At 53.8% G+C, this 19,777-nt stretch carries 15 protein-coding genes and 2 tRNA genes; 13 read left to right on the top strand and 4 right to left on the bottom strand.

Annotated elements, in window-relative coordinates:
- Positions 1-129 precede the first annotated feature (129 nt).
- The 3 genes from AD949_RS02445 to upp all read right to left on the bottom strand — a co-directional run bounded on the left by AD949_RS02445 (position 130) and on the right by upp (position 2,084).
- Complete coding sequence (locus tag AD949_RS02445) at positions 130-642, bottom strand: hypothetical protein (RefSeq protein ID WP_048836338.1); 513 nt, start codon at positions 640-642, stop codon at positions 130-132.
- A gap of 107 nt (positions 643-749) precedes the next feature.
- A complete protein-coding gene (locus tag AD949_RS02440) occupies positions 750-1,424 on the bottom strand; it encodes a DUF1275 family protein (protein WP_048836339.1) in 675 nt (224 codons plus the stop codon).
- A 9-nt stretch (positions 1,425-1,433) separates the two neighbouring features.
- Entirely contained in the window at positions 1,434-2,084 is a 651-nt protein-coding gene (gene upp, locus AD949_RS02435; protein WP_048836340.1) for a uracil phosphoribosyltransferase, read from the bottom strand.
- Between the two features lie 179 nt (positions 2,085-2,263).
- On the opposite strand from upp, the gene gpt reads away from it, so the two are divergent.
- The 7 genes from gpt to AD949_RS02400 all read left to right on the top strand — a co-directional run bounded on the left by gpt (position 2,264) and on the right by AD949_RS02400 (position 8,313).
- Complete coding sequence (gene gpt / locus AD949_RS02430; RefSeq protein WP_048836341.1) at positions 2,264-2,749, top strand: xanthine phosphoribosyltransferase; 486 nt, start codon at positions 2,264-2,266, stop codon at positions 2,747-2,749.
- 57 nt (positions 2,750-2,806) lie between these two features.
- A tRNA-Pro gene (locus AD949_RS02425) sits at positions 2,807-2,883 on the top strand.
- 22 nt (positions 2,884-2,905) lie between these two features.
- Positions 2,906-3,211 carry an ETC complex I subunit gene (locus AD949_RS02420; RefSeq protein WP_048836342.1) on the top strand — a complete coding sequence of 102 codons (306 nt, stop codon included), beginning with the start codon at positions 2,906-2,908 and terminating at the stop codon, positions 3,209-3,211.
- 39 nt (positions 3,212-3,250) lie between these two features.
- Positions 3,251-3,327: transfer RNA gene (locus tag AD949_RS02415), tRNA-Arg, on the top strand.
- Between the two features lie 158 nt (positions 3,328-3,485).
- Positions 3,486-4,640, top strand: coding sequence for a UDP-galactopyranose mutase (gene glf, locus AD949_RS02410; protein ID WP_244463405.1), 1,155 nt, complete (start codon positions 3,486-3,488; stop codon positions 4,638-4,640).
- An 89-nt stretch (positions 4,641-4,729) separates the two neighbouring features.
- On the top strand, positions 4,730-6,850 hold the full coding sequence (locus AD949_RS02405; RefSeq protein WP_082064785.1) for a glycosyltransferase: 2,121 nt from the start codon (positions 4,730-4,732) through the stop codon (positions 6,848-6,850).
- Positions 6,847-8,313, top strand: coding sequence for a polysaccharide pyruvyl transferase family protein (locus AD949_RS02400; RefSeq protein WP_048836345.1), 1,467 nt, complete (start codon positions 6,847-6,849; stop codon positions 8,311-8,313). The genes AD949_RS02405 and AD949_RS02400 overlap by 4 nt, the downstream gene beginning before the upstream one ends.
- A gap of 132 nt (positions 8,314-8,445) precedes the next feature.
- On the opposite strand, the gene AD949_RS02395 is transcribed toward AD949_RS02400, so the two are convergent.
- Positions 8,446-10,689 (bottom strand): glycosyltransferase, encoded by a 2,244-nt coding sequence (locus AD949_RS02395; protein ID WP_048836346.1) that lies wholly within the window; start codon positions 10,687-10,689, stop codon positions 8,446-8,448.
- A gap of 286 nt (positions 10,690-10,975) precedes the next feature.
- Between AD949_RS02395 and ispF the strand changes: the two genes are divergently transcribed.
- The 6 genes from ispF (at position 10,976) to ntrX (ending at position 19,730) form a co-directional block, all read left to right on the top strand.
- On the top strand, positions 10,976-12,130 hold the full coding sequence (ispF, locus tag AD949_RS02390; protein WP_048836347.1) for a 2-C-methyl-D-erythritol 2,4-cyclodiphosphate synthase: 1,155 nt from the start codon (positions 10,976-10,978) through the stop codon (positions 12,128-12,130).
- Positions 12,131-12,394: 264 nt separating this feature from the next.
- Positions 12,395-13,453 (top strand): tRNA dihydrouridine synthase DusB, encoded by a 1,059-nt coding sequence (gene dusB, locus AD949_RS02385; protein WP_048836362.1) that lies wholly within the window; start codon positions 12,395-12,397, stop codon positions 13,451-13,453.
- A gap of 10 nt (positions 13,454-13,463) precedes the next feature.
- Positions 13,464-14,573 (top strand): two-component system sensor histidine kinase NtrB, encoded by a 1,110-nt coding sequence (locus AD949_RS02380; protein ID WP_048836363.1) that lies wholly within the window; start codon positions 13,464-13,466, stop codon positions 14,571-14,573.
- 56 nt (positions 14,574-14,629) lie between these two features.
- On the top strand, positions 14,630-16,078 hold the full coding sequence (gene ntrC / locus AD949_RS02375; protein ID WP_048836348.1) for a nitrogen regulation protein NR(I): 1,449 nt from the start codon (positions 14,630-14,632) through the stop codon (positions 16,076-16,078).
- A 9-nt stretch (positions 16,079-16,087) separates the two neighbouring features.
- A complete protein-coding gene (locus AD949_RS02370; protein ID WP_048836349.1) occupies positions 16,088-18,349 on the top strand; it encodes a sensor histidine kinase NtrY-like in 2,262 nt (753 codons plus the stop codon).
- A complete protein-coding gene (gene ntrX, locus AD949_RS02365) occupies positions 18,339-19,730 on the top strand; it encodes a nitrogen assimilation response regulator NtrX (protein ID WP_048836350.1) in 1,392 nt (463 codons plus the stop codon). The genes AD949_RS02370 and ntrX overlap by 11 nt, the downstream gene beginning before the upstream one ends.
- The last annotated feature ends 47 nt before the right edge of the window (positions 19,731-19,777 follow it).

Here is a 19,777-nt window from a genome sequence, read left to right as displayed (position 1 = left end):
GACGCAGGGATGTGCGGACGAAACGAGTCGGTCCATCTGCTCCTCTGTGGGGTCAGAAAATGAACCAGTCAGCGAAGACGTTTTGCCGTCGCACTGCGGGAAGCGCTTGCTGATAGCGGATGCGACGGTTCAGAGCTGGGTCCTCATATGGTCGCGTAAAGTGTTGCAGCGTTTGGCGTATTGGGACGCTTTGGAGGCTGTGATAAAATTGATAAGAAACGCTGCTATCAGAGAGAAGAAAGACAGAACAGTGAGAAGCTCACCGGTAAAAGAGATGTCGTCATTATAATGCAGGGCAGAATACCAGAGTAAAGTAATGCTCAGAACAGCGCCCAAAAAACCAAACACTCCGGTCGATTTTATCAGGGAGTCCTCAATGCTTTCAAAGGCAGAGGTTTCTCGCCAGAGGTCGAAAAGTTTACGGTCCACCTCATCAATAGCATTGGCGTGGCTTACTTTTTGCGCCTCCGTACGCATATGGGGGTTTTTGCGGTGGATCTCCAGTTCCTGTCGCGCCTTGCTGAACACCCGACGCCGTTCCTTGATAGCTGGCAGGCTGATGTCAACAAAACTCAGAATAGCGACATTCAGGCCAGCAGAAAGCTGGACGACAGCCTGAAAGTCACCCCACGATATACTCATATTTGGCGGCCTTGTTTCTCAGCATCTTTAAAGACTGTGTCCTACTGAGAACCGCATCGGACACCAAGTGCTCTCAGGCATGTCAGCTATTCAGGAAGGGGGGCGCGTTATTCGGACTGACCGTCGCGTTCTGCCCCGTTCATGTCCCAGTACATTGCGAGAACAAAAGGAAGGGGCCACAGAAAAGGCAGGCTGCTTCTTAAGCTTAGCGCCATAGATGCCGCTGCGGCTCCCGCCAAAAAAGCGACCCAAGACAGGCCGGGAAGAAAAATAGCGGCAAGGGCTGGGCGAGCAATTTTGTGACCCGGCCAGAAAGAGAGCAGCCAGTTTGCAATCGCTGCGGCGCATTTCAGCAGATTGCTGGTCATGACAACGGGTTGAATCGCATTGCCGGAAAAACGCGAAAGCGTTTGTCCCTGTATGGCCATCAGGGCGGGCAGGATAACGCATTCAGACTGCATCTGAAGCGGTGTGCCCTGCATGCTTTGAGCAAGTATCAGGAGCAAGGCCATCAGCAGGAAACCATAGGCAGGTCGGACAATTTGTTTAAGGCCAGCCGCAAGGATGGCAGTCAGGAAAAACACCAGAAGGAGTTCCGCCACCTGCTGGCCATGTTGCCAGTTCCCGGCCGCAAAAGCAGCATCCATATGGATAGTGTTTCCGGTCATGGCACCAGCAAACAGCCCACTCAGATCAATAAAGCTGAGCGCGTTGATATAGCCCGCTATCATGCCAAGAAGCAGAAGGCGGCGGCTTGAGGCCAGTAAAGGAGCCGGTGCCATGAGGGAGAATTACCGAGTGCTGAAGAGACGGTCCCCCGCATCTCCAAGGCCGGGGCGGATATAGCCATGATCGTCCAGCCCGCGATCAATCGAGCAGGTCATGATGGGCACATCCGGATGGGCTTTTTGCAGGCAGGCAATGCCTTCTGGCGTGGAAAGCAGGCAGACGAACAGCAGCCGTTTTGCGCCCTCTTCTTTCAGGCGCGTAAGGGCCGCGGCAGCGCTGTGGCCTGTCGCCAGCATGGGGTCCACCACAATACACCGGCGGGAGGCAATCTGGGTTGGCAGTTTGAGGTAATATTCCACAGCCTCAAGGCTGTCCGGGTCACGATACAGGCCAACATGCCCGACAGGCGCGAAGGGCACGAGATCCAGCATGCCATCCAGCAGGCCGTTTCCGGCGCGCAGAATGGAAATAAAGCAGACATCCGGCCCTGCAAGCTGCTCGCCCTGCATGGTTTCAAGCGGTGTGGTGATTTCAACCGGCTCAAGAGGGAGGTCGCGCGTCGCTTCATAGCACATCAGCAGGCTAAGTTCGCGCGTAAGCCGCCGAAACCCCGCGGTAGAGGTTTCCTTACGGCGCAGATGGGTCAGCTTGTGCCTGATCAGAGGATGATCAAGCACAATGGGCGGGAGAGGGAGATTGGTTTCTGAAGTCATGAGGAAAGCATAACGATTGAAAGAAAATTCCGCTATATTCCATTGAACAGGAAAATTTTCCGCGTCGGAAATTGCCGGGCGGCCCGGACTAGTGGCAGAAGGGCGCTACAAGGGCCAAAGGTGGCTTACTGGCCGGGTGTGTCTGGCCTGATATCTATTTGAAGAGGACGTAGTGCCAGATGGCCGTAAATTACGCGACTGTCACGTGGGACCAGTTACACAGGGATGCGCGCATTCTGGCAGAGGCTCTCGTGCCGAAAATGCCGTTTAAAGGTGTGGTTGCCGTAACGCGTGGCGGGTTGATCCCGGCAGCAATTGTTGCGCGGGAATTGAACTGCCGTTTGGTCGAGACCATTTCCGTCGTCACCTATGATGAAGAAGAACGCGGCAAGCCGACCATCATCAAATCCCCCGATGCCGCTGGGGATGGCGAGGGCTTCCTTGTTATTGATGATCTGGTGGATTCTGGTGTGACTGCCCGTATTGTGCGGGAACGGCTGCCCAAAGCTTATTTTGCCTGCCTGTATGCCAAACCTGTTGGCATGAATCTTACCGATCATTTTGTGGTTGAAGTGCCGCAGGATACTTGGGTTTTGTTCCCGTGGGATACCGCGCCGCTGTTCGTTCCCCCCCTTGCGAGCAAGGTTATGAACAAGGCTGACTGATTTTTTACCGGAATGGGCTTGCCACGCTGCCGAATGCCGCTTAGGTTCCGCTGCATTCGGGGCGTGGCGCAGCCTGGTAGCGCGCGTGTTTTGGGTACACGAGGCCCCCGGTTCGAGTCCGGGCGCCCCGACCACATGATATCTGGAGGCATAACCATGCCGGCACGGATTTATAAGCAGCCTAAACCGGCGGGGCAGTCAGGACTAGCTGGCACCCGTGAGTGGGTTTTTGAGTATGGGCAATCAGCGCCACGCCATCAGGATGCGCTGATGGGCTGGACTGGAAGTCAGGATACGCAATCCCAGCTTCGTCTGTATTTTTCCTCATGCGATGAGGCTGTTGCGTACGCCCAGCGTGAGAAAATCAGCTACGAAGTCGAGACTCCTGCAGAGCGTATCCGCAAGCCCAAAGTCTATGCTGACAATTTCCGGTCTGACCGGATCCAGAACTGGACCCATTGATTTTCCGGATATTTCCGACTATCGCAGGGTGCAGAGTACGCGCCCTTAGCTCAGTTGGATAGAGCAACAGCCTTCTAAGCTGTGGGTCGCTGGTTCGAATCCAGCAGGGCGCGCCACATTTTTTCTGATAAAACCAATTTCTCTCTTCGCTGCTCCAGTTTGCCCTAGAGTGAGGCTGAGAGTAGGCGTATCTGATGGGAACGCTATTTTTGCTAAGGCTGCGCAACAGCGAATTATGCTGAAGCCACGTCTGGTTTTGTCGGGAGCTGAAAATTTGAAATCATTCTGCATTGTGGGTGCCGGATTTAGTGGCGCAATTATTGCCCGGCATCTGGCTGAACGTGGTCATAAGGTGACTGTTGTGGATGAGCGCCCGCATATAGGCGGGAATTGCCATACTGAGCGGGATGCAGAAACTGGTGTGATGGTCCATAAATACGGGCCGCATATTTTCCATACCGCCGATAAAAGAGCGTGGGATTACGTTCAGCGCTTCGGAAAATTTCAGCCTTATGTCAATCGTGTGAAAGCGATTTCTAAAGACCGCGTCTATACGTTGCCGGTTAACCTTCTGACGATTAATCAGTTCTTCGGCACGACCATGGGGCCGAAAGAGGCCCGTGCGTTTATCGAAGATAAAGCTGATCGTTCCATTCAGGCTCCACGTTCTTTTGAAGAGCAGGCGTTGAGCATGATTGGCCCGGAACTTTATCGCGCGTTTTTCCATGGCTACACCCGCAAACAGTGGGGGCTTGAGCCGACTGAACTCCCTGCGTCCATTCTGAAGCGTCTGCCCTTGCGCTTCAATTATGATGATAATTACTTCAATCATCCGTATCAGGGTATGCCGGAAGACGGTTACACCAGCATTGTTCAGAATATTCTGGCGGTGGAGGGCATTGATCTCCGCCTTGATTGTTCCTTCGAGAGTCTGGAAGAGAAGTACGATCACGTTTTCTATACGGGACCGATTGACCGCTATTTCCAGTTCCGCCTTGGTCGCCTTGGGTATCGCACACTTGATTTTGAACGGTTTGTTGACGAGGGCGACCATCAGGGTACCGCCGTTATCAATTATTGTGATGAAAGCGTGCCTTTCACGCGAATTTCCGAGCACAAGCATTTTGCGCCGTGGGAGCAGGAGAAATTCTCCCAAACGGTGTGTTTCCGTGAATATAGCCGTCTGGCCGGTGAGCAGGATATTCCCTATTACCCAATCCGGCTTGTAAACGAAAAGAAGATGCTGGACAGCTATATTGCATTGGCGAAGTCAGAAAGCGGCGTTTCTTTCCTTGGACGTCTTGGCACGTATCGATACCTCGATATGGATGTGACCATCACGGAAGCTCTGAGCGCGTTTGACCAGATTGACGCTCTTTTGCAACACGACAACTCGGCTTTGCCGTCTTTCTTTGTTGACCCTTCATAATACAGAGATAAGCTATTAGATAAATTTGAATATTTTTCCTGAAAACGGTACTATAGCTACAGGCTGTAGATCATTTTTGGGAACATTTTATGTCGGGTATGGATGTCTCTGTTATCTTGAACGTTCATGATGAGCAGGATCTCCTTTACCCGACACTTCGTTCATTGTCTGATACTGTTGATCATGCTCATTTGCATGGCATTCAATCAGAACTTGTTGTTGTTGCGGATTGTGTTGATGAAACAACACAAAAAATTATAGATGAGTATGATTATTCCTGCTTTGATGCGGTTAAAATACAATATGTTCAGGTGGCTTCACTAGGGCTGGCGCGCAATATCGGTATTCAGGCTGCATGTGGCACTTATATTGTACCTGCCGATGCGGATGATCTGGTTTCAAGAAATTTTATCTATCAACTTTACCAAAAACATCAAAATTCAGATAATCAGAAAATTATTTGCTTCCCAGAATATTATCACGCTTTTGGTGATGAAAATTACCTGTGTCGCTTTTACCCTTTGGCGCAGGTCGGCCTCTATAGGCTGGCAGGAGAGCATACCTATGTGTCCCGCTTTATGGCGCGACGAGAGGCTCTCCTTGAGGTGCCTTTCAGAGACTGTACTAAGCATTCCCTTTACGCCTATGAAGATTATGATCTCAATATACGCATGGTCTGTGCTGGGTTTGATTTGGTCGTAGCCGAGGATACTATTGTTTTTTACCGCCAGAGATCAGGAAGTATCATGGCTTCTCTGGGTAAAGAACAAAAGCATATGGGGTTTAATTCCGAATTTTTTCATGGCCCGGAATTTCTTGCACTGCTTAAGCAGCATGATAAAACGACAATTATTCCACAACAGCATCTCGATTTTAAAAAATACTATACTCAATCTTCATATATCCGTGAATTTATTCGTCTGGCTAATAAGATGGAACCTGAAATACATCCACGACTTCTTTGGGATGCGAAATGTTTTACAAATGTAGGGCTTTCTGAAGCATTCGGGCGTGTTTATGAAAAAATCTGTCAGTCTCTAAAAAATAAGCAGTATACGGACGTATTTTTTCTTCCTTTTCTTTCCAAAGGGGGCGGGGAAAAATATGTTCTGAATTTCATACAAACAGCAATGAAAGAAGAAAAGAAATCCTGCTTGCTGGTTCTGGGGCAAAAGCTTCCCCCTTCTAAAGGGCAATGTCGAACCCCAGAAAATTTGGATGTTATTGATCTCCCAGCATTGTTTGCTGAAGATCATGTAGAGCATCAACTTATGGATGATCTCCTGCCGCAAATGGTTGTGCGGATGATGGAAAATTTTGCTGTTGACGCTAGAATTTTCATGGTGTTTTGCCCATTTGTTGTGTCCCTTATGAAGGCGTATCCAAAATATTTTGGTGAGCATCAACTGATATATTTTTATTTTTGCAATAGTTATTATATTCTGGATGGTGCTATTTATGAAGATGGCGACCATTATCGCTTTCTCTTCGACTATAAACGTCATATAAATTATGTTGTTTCTGATCATCGTGCCAATCTGGCGCAGTTAGAGAAACAAATTCCGCTCTACCAAGGGAAAACGAAAACCCTTTACACGTATAGTCAGGCACCTGATTTCACTCTTCAGCCCCATGCGTGGCCGCGGCGTTTAATATGGGCGTCGCGTCTGGATTCACAAAAAAGACCGGATTTATTGCGTGCAATCGCTAGTAAGTTACGTTCTGAGGCGAATGAAACAGAAATTTATGTTTATGGAAGTTCTGTTCTAGATAATATTGATGAAGACTATTTTAGGGATTATCCAAATATTATTTATAAAGGTAAATTTTCTGGGTTAAGTAGTATCCCATTCACGGATAAGGACGCTTTTTTATATACATCCCTGTTTGATGGGCTTCCAAATGTTCTTCTTGAAGCTGCGCAAATGGGTGTTCCAGTTATTACCACTGACGTGGGCGGAGTTCCCGAACTCGTATCTGATCAGTCAGCATTTGTGGTGCGGAATTGTGTTGATGATGTCGAGCTTGTAGAGCGTTATGTTGTTAAAATTAAAGACTTTCTCAATGCGCCAGAGCATGAACTTCAGGAAAAGTCTCGTCTCCTGAAAGAGTGCTTTGAACATCAGCATGCGTATTTATTATATGAGCAGAACGTTTCGGCCTTTTATACCAGTCTTGAAGAGCAGCGCGCGAAGGAGGTCATGCAATGAACGCGAACTTTAAAAATATCAGACAGACCGTTCGTGAAGAAATCAGGCAACATCCGGTCTTGATTGACGCTCTGAAACGTTTTGCTGACCATAATGCTGTTTTTTACCCCGGATATGGCAATCTGGGAGATGCATTGATTGCAGTTGGCACGGCTGATCTGTTCGACGATCTCGACTGGGCTCCTGAACATATTTATGGCAGTCACAAGGGCGTTTTATCTGGCCATAGCCACGTTGTCATGGGTGGGGGCGGTGGCTGGGTCAAAGGGCTATGGGAAGGGTATCGTGAGCAGACGCTTGAATTTTTGCGGAACGGCGGGCAGATGCTCATTCTTCCTTCAAGCTTTGCGGGGTTTGGTGCCGAGTTCGTTCCTTATGCTGATCAACTTCTTATCTTCTGCCGTGAACAGTGGAGTTATAAGGAACTTCTCCAGCAAGGAATGCCGGAAGAGCGGGTTTTTCTTTGTTCTGACTTAGCGTTTTACACCAAGGAACACCATTTTTCTGATCTGGATAGAAAGGGTCACTATCCACTTCTGAAAATTTTAAGACGTGATGAAGAGAGCGCCTGTAAAAACAGACCACGGGATTCTGTCGATCTGCCGTTGCTATTTAACGGGATTCAATGGGCGAAGTTGGATGAATGTTTGCCGCCTCTGCGTGCTGTTGCCGGGATTATTGGTCAGTTTGAATGTGTTGAAACTGACCGTTTGCATATGGCTATTCTTTCGACACTTCTGGGGCGTATTGTAACGGTTGAGCCGTCAAATTATTTCAAAATTAAGGGTGTTTTTGAATATACCTTACATCGTTTCCCAACTGTTTCCTTTCAGGAGACCGTCGTGGATCAGCCTGTCGCAGAGTTGAGCGAGGTAGAGAGTATTCGGCAACTGAAGCGCGAGTTGCAGGCGGAGTGGGAGCAGCGCACAATTGTCTTGCGGAGAAATGATGCTCTTTCAGAATGTGTTGAAAGTCTGCAGGGGCGACTGAATGAGGCGGTAAAGCAGACTGAGGCTTTATCAGAAGAAAAGCGGGACGAAATCAGGCAAAAAGAGGATATTGCGCATCGCCTTCATTGCTTGGAGGAAGATCAGAAGCGTAAGGACTATGAGTATGGGCAGGTCTGTCAGACCTATGAAGAGGTTTGTCAGGAAAAAGACCGGCATTTTGAGCAGATTTGTCAGGAGAAAGACCAGTATCTTGCACAGGTTTGTCAGGAGAAAGAGTTACAGTTCAATCGGGCCTGTCAGGAGAAAGATAGGAACTTTGACCAGATCTGTCAGGAATTGGCCAGTCTGAGCCAAAAAAGGAACAGGGACTTAGAAAATGCTCTCTTTGAACTGGAGAAAATCCGTTCCTCGCGTCTGCATCGGTTGAATGAAACCTATTACGCGCTTTTTAACCTGCCGGGAGTGGGTTTATTGCTGCGCGGAGTCAGGAAAATTCTTATCGGGTTTAAATGAGACAAATTGGGAGGTTCATGACTGAGCCTCCACTTTCTGTTGCCTGATGGGTGAGTTGAGTAAAGTATTTTTCTGAAATAGAGACGCAGAGAGTGCAGGAGATCCTTATGGGATCTCCTAAGGTTTCTTTGATTACTGCCTGAGTTTGGCAACGAGTTTGCCGACACCAGCATTGCGTAGCCCCATGCGGATGGTCCGTATTGGTCCGGGCTGGTTTACGCTGTCATAATATCTATGCACAAGATGGACCAGCCTGCCTTCGCCCTGTTGCGGGGCGATAGGAGTTGGAGCAAGGGGGCGGCAGGGGGAGCTTGCTGCGGGGAATGTCGGGTTGTGGTACTGCGTATTTGGGCCGTTGGCGTTCAGGAATTTGATCATTTCACCGTAACAGCCTGCTAATTGCGCCTGATATTTCGTAATGATGTCATTGTAAGTGATGGTCAACAATCTGGCGCTCTTTTGGCTAGCGGCGTCTTCGCGCACACGGTCTTTAAAGAGCGGGTGAGGGATCATGACGCCACGGATGCCGTTGAGCACCATGGAGAGTGTTGAACCCCAGTTATCAAAAAACTGGCCAAGGTCCGGGTCTTGCTGACCATGTGCAAGGTAAGCGTCCCGACGAATGACCAGCCCCTGACAGGGGGCGGTGTCCATAATCGCATGGAGGGGAATTTCAGGGTTGAATGTCGGCCAGATCTGGGAGCGGCCATGCTGGGTGAAGTTCTCGGTCCATGCGCCAACAAAGCCGATATTGTTGTACTGGTTCAGAAGTCTGAGGGCCGTTTCATAATACGTGGCGCACACCATATCGCCCGCGTTCAGAAGAGCGATATAGCCCGTTGTAGCGTGCTGGACGCCAAAATTTTTGGCGTCTGCCGCCCCGGACTGTTTCTTGTAAAGAACTGTGACGTCTGTGTAGCGGGTTTCCAGAGATTTTAGGGTAATAACGGCTTCTTTGTCTGTTGAGCCGTCATCCACAACGAGAATCTGGATACCGGTAAGGCTGCTGAATTTAATGCTTTCGATCGTTTCAAGAAGCAATGCGGCAGTGTTGCGGTGTGGGATGATAACTGTCAGAGCGGAACTGCTTGTGGAGGCTGGATATGTCAGTTCTTTGCCGGACGTAAAGGGAAAGGCCACAGGATGTGTCGTGCGGTTAATTGCCGCAAGAACCTGCTCTTTCTGGGCCAGAACTGTTGAATAGGAACAGGTTTCTTTAATGGTTTCAATAGCGTTTTCCGCAAGTGTGTGCCGCTGTTTGTCGTCAAGAGCGTCAATTTTCAGAATGATATCCTGAATAGACTTTGGCGAGTGCGGGTCAAATAGAAATCCGTTTTCGCCACTCTGAATGAATTCTGCCTGACCACCGCTTAGCGATGCCGCAACAAGGCCGCCTTCGGCCATATGTTCGATAACGGAATAGGGATAATTCTCGAACAGGGACGGATGAAAGAGCGCTTTAAGCTGCTTTTTTATAACAAGAATTTCTGAATGTTTTTTTAGACCCGCAAATCTGAGAAGACCTTTTTCAATCCATTTTCCATATTTCGTGCTCAGAATATCAGTAAAGGATTGATTGTTTTTAAAATGCGCTGTGTCGGATCCGTAAATGGAAAGGGAAGACTGGCCTCCAGTGCTCCAGTACAGATCAAACCCGGCCAGCGCGTGTTCTATGCCTTTCCAGTAGCACACTCTGGAGGCAATGGCGTAGTCCGGTCGGTCATGCTGCGGAGCGTCGTGAAACGCAGCTTCTGTCGTTACCAGAGTGGTAGAGGGTTTGTTGTAAGGGTTCGGGACAACATCAATCGCGACTTCTTTTTCCAGAAATTCTGCAAGCAGTTTCTTTTTCAGGAACAGGCTGGGGGAGATGACTTTATCCGCGGCCTGAAAGCAGAACTGCTCCATATATTTTGTAAAATATGTTGGCAGTTCATAAATATTTTTTTTGTCCCAGTCATCAATCATGGTGACGGGCGTATGGGCTGTGACCAGCACTTTCAGGTCAGTGAAGGGGGCTTCAAGGCAGAGCTTTCTCTGGAGCGTGAAATAACCCAGTCCAAAGCCATCACACACCTCAAGCCAATCCGGTTTGAAGCCTTCCGTGATGATTTTTTTGACCTGATTGGAGAACTCGTAGCTCATGGCCGCCCAGTGGCCCATGTATTTAAAGGACTCACCGGCGGACGGATTAAAGCGGACTACCTTCACACACCCAAAATAGGTGCAGACTTCATCCTGCACATTGAAATCAGCCGTCAGAATAACGGTTGGCTCTCTCCGTTCAATTTTCGCGCTGATATATTCCTGAACATACGTGCATAGACCGCCGCCTGTAATATCAGGGGGGCATTCAAAAGTGAGCAAAAGTGTTTTCATGATGTCTCTGGTCTGGGCCGTAGAAAATGAGGTCGATTAAAGGTGTCGAAGTGGTGTGAGGTATATCATTTTTTTTATTATTAAGGGATAAATTTTTATAGTCCGCTGGTGTTTTGCTAATTTTACTACGTAAGTAACGACTGCGGCAGAGACTTGAGAATACTCATCGGATTGTCTCTCTAGAGTTGATATGGCCCGGTGTCTCCGTGAGGGCCGCCTACACAGAGGTCTATAAGGTCTATTTTGTGCCTTGACGCGCCCGGCTTCCCGCAGCATTGCTCCGAGTATGCGAGTAGCTGCCATTCTTCTGGCTGCCGGAACAGGTAGCCGTTATGCCGCAACCAGCGGGTCCGTAACGCCTAAGCAGTATGTGCTGCTGGCGGGCCAGCCGGTTATCCGCCATGCTGCGGAAGCCCTTTTGCCTCATGTAAGCTGTGTCCAGCCGGTGGGTGACCCCACAACGCTGGCGCAGGCGCTAGACGGCGTAGCCGTTTTGCCGCCGGTGGCGGGCGGGGAGACCCGGCAGGCCAGTGTGCTGGCTGGGCTGGAGGCGCTGGACGCCTTGCCGGAAAGCGAGCGCCCGGATCTGGTCTTGGTGCATGATGGCGCGCGCCCTTACGTGACGCCAAAGCTGGTCCAGAATGTTGTGTCCGCTCTGGCAGAACATCCCGGTGCCATCCCGGCCGTGCCGGTCGCGGATACCTTAAAGCGGGAAGAGGGCGGCGTTATTGCTGGCACCGTGCCGCGTGACCATTTGTTCCGCGCGCAGACGCCGCAGGGCTTTCGTTTTGGCCTATTTATAGACCTGCATCGCTCTGCAGGCTCCGCAACGGCCACTGATGACGCAAAACTGCTGGAAGAAGCCGGGTTCAGCGTGGCGCTGGTGCCCGGTGATGAAGATAACATCAAGCTCACTTATGAGGAGGACCTCGTGCGCCTTGAACGACTGATTGGTCCCTCTCTCCTGCCCCGTGTTGGGCTGGGGTACGATGTTCATGCGTTTGAAGAAGGTCGTCCGCTGATTATCTGCGGCATTACCGTGCCGCACACCAAGGGGCTGGCCGGACATTCAGACGCGGATGTGGGTATTCATGCCTTGTGTGACGCCATTTATGGCGCGCTGGCGGAAGGGGATATCGGGACGCATTTCCCGCCCAGCAAGAACGAGTGGAAAGATGCGGATAGCGCCCGCTTCCTTGTTCACGCCGGGCAGCGGATTCGGGAACGCGGCGGGATGCTGATCAATGCGGACGTGACGCTAATCTGTGAGCGCCCGAAGATTGGCCCCCATGCGCACGCGATGCGGCAGCGTCTGGCGGATTTGCTGGAAGTGGATGTAGGCCGGATTTCGGTTAAGGCCACGACATCGGAACGGCTTGGTTTTACAGGCCGTGAAGAAGGGATTGCCTGCACGGCGGCGGTGTCTGTTCTGGTGCCCTGATCTGTCTGCGCGGTGAGCGCATGAACGCAAAGAGTTGAGGAAGGCCGCGCATCAGGGTGATGGGCGGCCTTTTTTATGTGCTGGGCGTAAGGTAGGAGCGGTGAAAAAGCATTTTGCTGAAATGCACAGGGCAAGTGTGAGGAATCGCCGGAAAGTAGGGATTTTCACGCTTTACGTGACGGAAACGTTACGGATATAAAAAGATTGATTCTAGAATCTGAAATGCGTATAGCTGCCTAAATCATAGGCAAAGTGGAAAAGACTGTGCAAACGCAACCGTTAGTGCGGCCGATTGATCTGGGCGATGTCCGTCTGGAAACGCCCGTTATTCTCGCCCCCATGTCCGGCGTGACAGACCTGCCGTTCCGCCGTCTGGCGCGGAAGCTGGGAGCAGGGCTTGTTGTTTCCGAGATGATCGCCTCATGGGCCATGGTGCGTGAAAACGATACAACGCTGCGTATGGCCGAAGTTGCGGATGCTGGTGGCCCGAATGCTGTGCAACTGGCCGGGTGTGACCCGGATGCTATGGCCGAAGCCGCGCGGATTGCTGTTGGGCGTGGTGCGGATCTGATTGACATCAATTTCGGCTGCCCCGTCAAAAAGGTTGCGGTCGGCCAGATGGCCGGGTCCGCTCTGATGCGGGATGAAGTGGGGGCCGCGCGTCTACTGGATGCGGTGGTGAAGGCCGTCCCTGTGCCCGTCACGTTGAAAATGCGGATGGGGTGGGACCATGCGCACCTGAACGCGCCCGTGCTGGCCCGTATTGCGGAAGAGGCCGGTATCCGCATGATCACGGTGCATGGCCGGACGCGGCAGCAATTTTATAACGGCACGGCTGACTGGGCCTTTGTCCGGAACGTGAAAGAAGCTGTCGGACTGCCGGTGATTGTGAATGGTGACATCCTGACGGTTGAGGATGCCCGCACGGCTCTGGCGCAGTCCGGTGCGGATGGCGTGATGATTGGTCGTGGCTGTTATGGTCGCCCGTGGTTTCTAGCGCAGGTCGCGCATGCGCTGATGACGGGGGAAGAGGTGCCGGACCCGACTCTGGAGGCCGAAAAGGCCATTGTGCTGGAGCATTACAGACTGATGCTGGAGCATTTTGGGGAGCGCCCCGGCCTGCGGCTGGCACGCAAGCATGTCTCTTGGTATTCCGCCGGTCTGCCCAGTTCCGCCGGGTTCCGTGCTGCGGTAAATCGTGTGGATAATGCGCCGGAAGCCATTGCCATGATTTCCGATTTTTACGATCAGCAGATTGCGGACGGTGCGGTGCGGGAACCGCGAGCCTCCCGCCATGCCGATGCGCAGGCGCATGCGGCATGAAACAGGCTGTATGAAGCCGCCACCATCGCCTCAGGATGGTAGCCCGTCCGCTGCTCTGCTGCTGGACAGTTTGCCTGTGCCGGTGTTGGAACTCGGTCCGTCCGGCAAGCTGCGTTTTGCCAATGCGGCGGCGGAAGAGTTTTTTGGAACGTCACGGCATCAGCTCTGTCAGGGCACGCTGGAAGATCTGGTGCCGGGAGATCATCCGCTTTTTTTGCTTGTGCAGCATGTGCGCAAGGACGGCGGCAGCATTACCGAGCATGAACTGACCTTCAGCAGCCCGCGCTTTCATCATGAAGGGGTGACGGTGCAAGGGGCGGATGTGCTGGACTACCCCGGCTCCATTCTGCTGACATTTCATGATTCTTCCGCCGTGCGGGTGTTGGACCGTCAGCTTGCATTTCGCTCGGCGGCGCGCAGCGTGTCTGGTATGGCGGAAATGCTGGCGCATGAAGTGCGCAACCCGCTTTCCGGCATTAAGGGAGCCGCACAGATTCTTGAAAATTCTGTGGAGGAAAGTGACAAGGAACTCGCCACCCTGATCTGTGATGAAGTCGACCGGATTGATGCGCTGGTCGAACGCATGGGGATTTTTGGCGCTGCTCCCGCGGAGTTTCGTTCGCTCAACATTCATCGCGTGCTGGAGCATGTGCGCCTGCTGGCCAGCAAGGGGTGTGCCGCGGGGCTGCGCATTGTGGAGCGGTATGATCCCTCTCTGCCGCATGTATGGGGGAATCGGGACCAGTTGGTGCAGATGCTGCTCAATCTGGTCAAGAACGCCGCCGAGGCCATTCGGGAGACGGACAAGCCGGGTGAAATTACGCTGAGCACCAGCTACCGCCCCGGAATCCGGCTGACCGTACCGGGCACCGCGCAATGGCGACACCTGCCGCTGGTGGTGACGGTACGGGATACGGGGCCGGGCATTTCGGAAACAATCCGCCCGCATCTGTTCGAGCCGTTTGTCACCACCAGAATGAGTGGAAGCGGGCTGGGGCTGGCGCTTGTCGGCAAGATTATGGATGACCACGGCGGTGTGATTGAAGTGGAAAGCCGCCCCGGACGTACGGAAATCAGCCTCTATCTGCCAGTAGTGCCTGAGGGCAGCGAAGGCGTCTGACCTCTTCGTTCTTTTTTTGTAATGATATTTTTAGTCCTGAGTGTAATCTGACCCCTATGACACCTTTGCCGACCATTCTTGTTGCTGATGATGACCGCTCCATCCGTACCGTGCTCGGGCAGGCGCTGGGGCGGGCCGGGTATCAGGTTCAGTCCACCCCGAACGCCGCAACACTCTGGCAGTGGGTTGAGGAAGGCGAGGGCGATCTGGTGATTACCGATGTGGTGATGCCTGATGGCAGTGGGCTGGATCTGATTCCGCGCATCAGGCAGGCCCGGCCGGACCTGCGCATTATTGTTATGAGTGCGCAATCCAATCTGGTGACAGCGGTGAAGGCGACGCAGCGCGGCGCGTTTGAGTATTTGGCCAAACCGTTTGACCTGAAAGAACTGCTGAGTGTTGTGGCGCGTGCGTTGGTGGCTCCGGCGCATGAGGTCGATAAGCCTGTGGCGGTGACACCACAGGAAGAGCGGTTGCCGATTATTGGTCAGTCCCCGGTCATGCAGGGGATTTATCGGAGCATCGCGCGGCTGACGACCTCCGACCTGACCGTGATGGTGAGTGGCGAAAGTGGGACCGGCAAGGAACTGGTGGCACGTGCTTTGCATGAGTATGGGCGCAGGCGCGGCGGGCCGTTTATAGCCGTCAATATGGCCGCTATCCCGCGGGACCAGATTGAAAGTGAACTGTTCGGGCAGGAGCGGAGCCCCGGTGCCCCCACGGGCCGCAGCCCCGGCCGCTTTGAGCAGGCCACGGGCGGGACGCTGTTTTTAGATGAAATTGGCGATATGCCCCCAGAAGCACAGACGCGGTTGCTGCGTGTCTTGCAGGAAGGGGAGTTTACCACCGTTGGGGGGCGTGCCCCAATCAAGGCGGATGTGCGGATTATTGCCGCAACGCACCGTGACCTGAGGCAGGCGATCCGGGCCGGGACGTTCCGGGAAGATTTATATTACCGTCTGAATGTCGTGCCGTTGCGTTTGCCGCCCCTGCGCGAGCGGCTGGAGGATATCCCGCTTCTGGCGCGCCATTTTCTGGCGCTGAGCCGGGAAACGGGAGCCGGTGCCCGAAGGCTGGACGAGGGCGCTATTGCCCGCCTGCAATCATGGCGTTGGCCGGGCAATGTGCGTGAGCTTGAAAACCTCATGCGGCGCATTGTAGCACTTTACCCGCAGGAGACTATCAGTAGTGATCTGATTGATGCGGAGCTGGCCGAGCCGTTGGCGCATGAGGTGATTGCGGAAAAAGCGACAGTGGAAGAACCGCTGTCTGATGCCATCTCCCGGCACATCATGCGGTATCTGACCGCTGGGCGGGAGGGGATGCCCTTGCATGACCTCTATGCACGCGTGATTGCGGAGGTGGAACGTCCCTTGATTCAGATGACATTACTGGAAACGCGCGGCAACCAGATCAAGGCGGCGGCCATGCTGGGGCTGAACCGGAATACGCTGCGCAAGAAAATTCGCGAACTTGAAATTCCCGTTGTGCGCGGTGTGGTCTAACCTGCCTGCATGCAGCGCTTTCTGTCCTCCCTGAGCACTCTTCTGGCCCGCACGCGGCTCCATTGGCTTTTGCGGTCTCTGGAACGGAAGAGCGTGGCGCTTACTCTGGCGGCTCTGGCGCTGGGCCTCGGCTTTGCGACATTTGTGGTGCTGTCCGGCGGGATGTCCTTCGGCCATTATGCGGTAATCGAGCGGCTGGTGGTGGTGCTGAACGGTCTTGTGCTGGGCCTGCTGCTGCTGGCAGTGGCCATGCGCGTGGGGCCCATGCTGGTAGAGCACCGCAAAGGGCTGGCTGGAGCCAGACTCCATGTGCGGCTGGTCACGCTGTTCGGGATTGTGGCGGTGGCGCCCACGCTGGTGGTGGGGGTGTTCGCCACCCTGTTTTTTCACTACGGGATTCAGATCTGGTTTTCAGACCGGGTGAATACGGCGCTGAATGAGGCCATGGAGGCCTCCCGCGGGTATCTGGCGGAACATAATGCCAATATCCGGACAGATGCGTTCTCCATGTCCAACTACATCATGAGTGCGCAGAACGAACTGGCAGCCAGCGGCATGAACCTGTTGCAGGATCACGATGCGTTGGCGGAAATGCTGGACAGTCAGGCCACCGTGCGCGGGCTGACCGATGCGCTGGTGTATGACCCGATTACCAATAAGATTGTCGCTTCTGGCGGCCTGATGAGCCGTGCGGGGGATCAAGCTCTGCCGCCTCCGGCGGCGACGATGATGGCCCGTTCCAACGAAGTGGCTATTCTCGATTCTCCCGATGAACATACGGTCCGCGCGGTGGTGGAACTCTCCCAGACCCCGGCGCTGATGCTGGTGATTACTCGTCTGGTGGACCCCACCATTTTGGAACACATGCATCGCACGGAAAAAGTGATTGCCGATTACCGGCGGCTTAACGGCAACCGGGCCAAGATTCAGTTCACTTTTGTCATGATTTTTGCGCTGGTGGCACTGCTCGTGCTGGCGTCGGCGGCGTTGATCGGTCTGGCTCTGGCCAACCAGATTGCCAAGCCGCTTGGCCTGCTGATTCTGGCGGCCCGCCGGATCAGTGAGGGCGATCTGGGCGTGCATGTGCCCGAGGCCAACCGGGATGATGAGGTTACAAGTCTCTCCCGTGCCTTCAACCGTATGACAGAACAGTTGGCCAGCCAGCGGTCCGAACTGATGGTGGCCTACGGGCAGATTAATGAGCGGCGGCGCTTTACGGAGGCTGTTCTGTCCGGCGTGTCCGCCGGGGTGATCGGGCTGGATGTGGAGCAGAGGATCGAACTGCCCAACCGGGCCGCGAGCCTGCTGCTGCAAACAGACCTGATGGATGCCATTGGTGAGCCGCTGGCCATCCGTGTTCCGGAATTTGCGGAATTGCTGGCTGATGTGCGTTCTGTGCCCGATCAGGTGATTACGCGGGAAGTGCAGACCGGACCAGAAACCAGCCGGCGTATCCTTCTTGTGCGTATTGGTGCGGAACTGCGCGGTACGGTGACTGAAGGCTACGTGATGACGTTTGATGACATCACGGCGCTGCAACAGGCCCAGCGCAAGGCGGCATGGGCAGATGTGGCGCGCCGGATTGCGCATGAAATCAAGAACCCGCTGACACCCATTCAGCTTGCCGCTGAGCGGCTCAAGCGCCGCTTCCTGCGAGAAATTACGTCAGACCCGGAAACATTTGCCCAGTGCGCGGATACCATCGTGCGGCAGGTGGGGGACATTGGCCGTATGGTGGATGAGTTTTCAGCCTTTGCCCGTATGCCGCAACCGGTGATGACTAATGAGGATCTTTCCCGCATTATACGAGAAGTTCTGGTTCTTCAGCGCAACGCCCATCCGGAAATTACCTATCATGTTGCTCTGCCGGACAGAGGCCCGGTGGTGCGGTGTGACAGGCGGTTGATCAGTCAGGCGCTCATCAACCTGTTGCAGAATGCAGCGGATGCCATTGCCATGACAGCAAAACAGGGTGATGTTGAGGGAAATGGTGCGCATGTGGCCAGTGCGGTATGGATTGGCCTGAAGGAGTGGGAAGGCAACATCGAAATTTCTGTTGCAGATAACGGCGTCGGTCTGCCTTCGGGCGACAGGCACCGGTTGACCGAACCATACGTGACGCACAAGGCTAAGGGCACCGGGCTGGGTCTGGCCATTGTCAAAAAGATTATGGAAGACCATGGGGGAGCGGTGCGTCTGGAAGATAGGGCGGAGGAAACAGGAACTGTGGCTATTCTGATTTTGCCGATGAAGGACGACCATGGCTCATGAAATCCTGATTGTTGATGATGAGCCCGATATCCGGATGCTCATTGAAGGCATTCTTGAAGATGAGGGATATGAAACGCGCGTTGCGGCGACATCTGATGCCGCAATAGCCGCCTTTCGCGCGCGCAGACCGTCTCTGGTGATTCTGGATGTCTGGCTGCGGGATTCCCAACTGGATGGGCTGGGTATTCTGAACGTCCTGCATGCGGAAGAACCCTCTGTGCCGGTCATTATGATTTCCGGGCACGGCACGATTGAAACCGCAGTCGCAGCGCTCCAGCACGGTGCGTATGATTTTATTGAAAAGCCGTTTCAGGCCGACCGCCTTCTGGTTGTGGTGCGGCGTGCGCTGGAAGCCTCCCGTCTGGCGAGAGAAAACGAGGAACTGCGCCTGCGCGCCGGGCAGGACACAGAACTGTTTGGCAACAGCGCTGTCATCGCGGCTGTTCGCGGCCAGATTGAACGGGTCGCCCCCACGGGCTCACGTGTGTTGATTACAGGTGGCCCCGGCTCGGGCAAGGAAGTCGCGGCTCGGATGATCCATGCGCGGTCTCGCCGGACAGATGGACCGTTTGTGGCGCTGAACTGCGCCATTCTGGCTCCCAACCGGTTTGAGGAAGAACTGTTCGGGCTGGAAGGGGCTGCGGACGGCACGGGGCGGCGCACCGGCGTGCTGGAACGCGCCCATGGCGGCACACTGGTGCTGGATGAAGTGGCGGATATGCCGCTGGAAACACAGGGCAAGATTGTTCGCGCCTTGCAGGACCAGACTTTTGAGCGGTTGGGTGGTTCAACCCGTGTCAAGGTGGATATCCGGGTTCTGGCGACCACCAATCGGGATTTGCAGGCCGAGATCATGGCCGGGCGCTTCCGGGAAGACCTGTATTACCGGCTGGCGGTTGTGCCGTTGCGTCTGCCGGGCCTGCGGGACCGGCGGGATGATATTCCGGGCCTTGCGGAACTGTTTTTGCGTCGCGCTGCGGAGATGGCTGGTCTGCCCCAGCGTGAACTCTCAGCGGATGCGGTAGCCGCCCTTCAGGCGTATGACTGGCCGGGGAATGCGCGGGAGTTGCGCAACCTGATGGAACGCGTGCTGATCATGATGCCGGGTAACAGCGTGGAGCCAATCCGCGCGGAAATGCTGCCTTCCACCATAGGTGAGGGGGCTCCGGCTCTGCTGAAGTTTGATGCGTCCGCTGATGTCATGAGCCTGCCCTTGCGGGAGGCGCGTGATATGTTTGAGACGCAGTATCTACAGGCGCAACTGCTACGTTTTGGCGGAAATATCAGCCGGACGGCAATTTTTGTAGGCATGGAGCGCAGTGCGCTGCATCGCAAACTCAAGCAGCTTGGTGTAACCTCTGAGGAACGAGGGGTCGGCTAACGTGTTTGCACTCCTGAGTGCAAGCCTTCGTCCGGCTGTAACAAAAA

Origin of the sequence: Acetobacter orleanensis, assembly GCF_001581005.1 — a bacterium.
Lineage (GTDB): Bacteria > Pseudomonadota > Alphaproteobacteria > Acetobacterales > Acetobacteraceae > Acetobacter > Acetobacter orleanensis.
This window is presented reverse-complemented; position numbering and strand designations above follow the sequence as displayed.